The organism is Acidithiobacillus sp., from assembly GCF_027322205.1.
In the GTDB taxonomy this organism is placed as follows: domain Bacteria; phylum Pseudomonadota; class Gammaproteobacteria; order Acidithiobacillales; family Acidithiobacillaceae; genus Acidithiobacillus.
Genome location: NZ_DAHVHY010000128.1, coordinates 1 through 2,661 on the forward strand (window position 1 = coordinate 1; position 2,661 = coordinate 2,661).

Sequence of the window (2,661 nt, forward strand, 5' to 3'; positions counted from 1 at the left end):
CCATCACCGGGACTTATGCCACGGCACCCCAGCGCGGGCGTTGCGGATACTCGCCATCATCGTGCTCATAAGTATAGCGGTGGTTACCCTGTGGAAAATCCCCATATTATCGGTGGTCGGCACCTTTGGCACCTTTACCGGGCTGGCCTTTCTGCTGATTTATGGCCTGGCCAACATCGCCACACCCTGGTTCCTGTTCCGCCAGCGTCATGCCTGGCGCTGGATCAGTCTGATCGTCTCCGGCATCAGCCTGCCCCTCCTGATCAAAGTGATGGCGGTGAGCCTCTGGCCTTTACCGGGCGGAGGTGAAGGGATCGCCACCCTGCTTTTTGTCGCGCTGGTGATGGTTATTTTTTTCTGGGGACTCTACTGGGCGGCGTTTCGGCCGGAGCGTTTGCGGCATATCCTTGTTGCCGTGGATGAATCATAAACCTGGCCCCGCCAGTTACCCATCCCGAAATCTGGAGAAGTCTCCCGGCGCCCGCTAGGAAACATACCGACCACATGGTATCTTACTCAGGTAATCGTCCAGCCAGTCCGCACTGGCAAGCTGACAACGCATAAGGAAATCGCCAATGTCCCAAACCAGCAAAGATCTGTTTTCCCCTCTCAAAATGGGGTGCTACACCCTGAAAAACCGCATCGGGCTGGCACCGATGACCCGCATGTCCTCGGAAAAAGATAGTATTCCCCGTCAGGACGTATTGGATTTCCTGATCCGGCGCGCCGAAAACGATGTCGCACTCATCACCACAGAAGCCATCGTCAGCGATTATGAGAGCGCCCAAGGCTATCCCGGCCAGGCGCGGTTAACCACGCAGCGGCAAATTGATGCCTGGGCGCAGGTCAACGCAAAAATCCGTGCTGCGGGCAGCGTATCGGTGCTGCAAATCTTTCATTGCGGCAGAATAGCCTGGAATGAGGTTAATCCCGCCGAACGCACTATCGCACCCAGCGCATTGATCCCCAAACAGAACAACCCACTGACCAGCGTGCCTTACCCCATGCCCGACATGATGTCGTCCTTTGACATTGCGCATGTCATTCAGGGTTTCGTCGAAACGGTTAAAGGCGGCATTGCGGCCGGATTCGATGGTATAGAAATTCACGGCGCACACGGTTACCTGATCAATGCGTTTCTGTCCGCCTACAGCAATCAGCGTGCAGATAACTATGGTGGCAGCGTCGAAAACCGCTTCCGCTTTGCCCGTGAAATCGTAGAGGCCGTACGTCCGCATGTGCCTGCCGACAAATTGCTCTTTTTCCGGATATCCAACTGGGGGGTTGCGGATATGGAAGTTTCCCTGTTCGCCAATGCCGACGAATGGACAGAGGTGATTCGACTCCTGGATCAACTCCCCATCGACGCCATTTCGGTATCCACCTATCGCTTTGGCGACGAGGCCTTCGGGACCGGCAAAAATATGGCACAGTTAACCCGCAGCGCCACCCGGAAACCATTGTTGATCTGCGGCAATATTCATGATCGGGACACCGCCGAGGCAGCGCTGGCGGATGCCGATATGATCCTCTCGGGCAAATCCCTGTTACTCAATCCCTACTGGGTAAATGATCTGCGCGCCAACAAAAAGATGGATGCCTACTCCTCCGAGCAGGCCAATATCGCCTATACCAAAGAGCCCTTACCCTGATCCGCTTTCAAGCCTTCGGTAGGGTTACACCACTCTGGCCCTGATACTTGCCGCCGCGGTCGGCATAAGACACTTCGCAGACCTCGTCCGACTCCAAAAACAGCACCTGCGCCACGCCCTCATTCGCATAGATTTTCGCGGGTAAGGGCGTCGTGTTGGAGAATTCCAGGGTCACATAGCCTTCCCACTCCGGCTCGAAAGGAGTGACATTGACGATGATGCCGCAACGGGCATAGGTGGATTTACCCAGACAAATGGTCAGCACATTACGCGGGATACGGAAGTATTCCAGCGTGCGCGCCAGGGCGAAAGAATTCGGCGGGATAATGCAGGTATCCCCGGTAAAATCGACAAAAGAATCTTCACTGAAATTCTTCGGATCGACAATTACACTGCGGACATTGGTAAAGACTTTGAACTCCCCGGCGCAACGAATATCGTAACCATAGGAAGATAAGCCGTAGGAGATAATGGGGTTTCCCTCGACGTGCCGCACCTGGCGCGGTGAAAAGGGCTCGATCATCCCGTGTTCTTCCGCCATGTGACGGATCCAGCGATCGGATTTGATGCTCATGGCGGAGACTTCCTGTAAGCGGCTGGGAATCAGCGGTTCTGGACGACGATATTGGGGAACTTGTGGCTGTGATCGACCGCCTGGATCGCCACCCGTCCGGCCACATGGCGCGCCAGTTCCAGGTAGATTTTGGCGAGACGGGAATCCGGCTGCGCCACTACCGTCGGCGCGCCGTTATCGGCTTCGTTGCGAATGCTGCGGTCGAGCGGTATCGCCCCCAGAAATTCCACCCCGTCCTGCTCGGCCATGGCCGCGCCACCGCCATGTCCGAAAATATCGTCCTCATTGCCGCACTTCGGGCAGATATAAAAACTCATGTTCTCGATGATACCGAGAATAGGCACGCCCACTTTCTCAAACATCTTCAGACCTTTACGGGCATCCAGCAAGGCAATGTCCTGCGGCGTCGTGACGATCACCGCCCCGGAGACCGGC

The 2,661-nt window shown here is 56.0% G+C and carries 3 protein-coding genes and 1 pseudogene; 2 read left to right on the plus strand and 2 right to left on the minus strand.

Annotated features, from left to right (window positions below; translation table 11 throughout):
* Both M7F93_RS11615 and M7F93_RS11620 read left to right on the plus strand, forming a co-directional pair.
* A pseudogene (locus M7F93_RS11615) lies at positions 1-430 on the plus strand (APC family permease); the annotation flags it as partial.
* 145 nt (positions 431-575) lie between these two features.
* Complete coding sequence (locus tag M7F93_RS11620; protein ID WP_298173692.1) at positions 576-1,652, plus strand: oxidoreductase; 1,077 nt, start codon at positions 576-578, stop codon at positions 1,650-1,652.
* Between the two features lie 7 nt (positions 1,653-1,659).
* Here M7F93_RS11620 and dcd read toward each other — a convergent pair whose 3' ends face one another.
* Both dcd and M7F93_RS11630 read right to left on the minus strand, forming a co-directional pair.
* Positions 1,660-2,226 (minus strand): dCTP deaminase, encoded by a 567-nt coding sequence (dcd, locus tag M7F93_RS11625; protein WP_298173694.1) that lies wholly within the window; start codon positions 2,224-2,226, stop codon positions 1,660-1,662.
* Between the two features lie 29 nt (positions 2,227-2,255).
* On the minus strand, positions 2,256-2,661 hold a 406-nt coding region (locus tag M7F93_RS11630), incomplete at its 5' end, for a P-loop NTPase (RefSeq protein ID WP_298173697.1).

Coding starts and splice junctions, on each gene's coding strand:
- M7F93_RS11620 (WP_298173692.1), top strand. CDS start 576: ATGTCCCAAACCAGCAAAGATCTGTTTTCCCCTCTCAAAATGGGGTGC.
- dcd (WP_298173694.1), bottom strand. CDS start 2,226: ATGAGCATCAAATCCGATCGCTGGATCCGTCACATGGCGGAAGAACAC.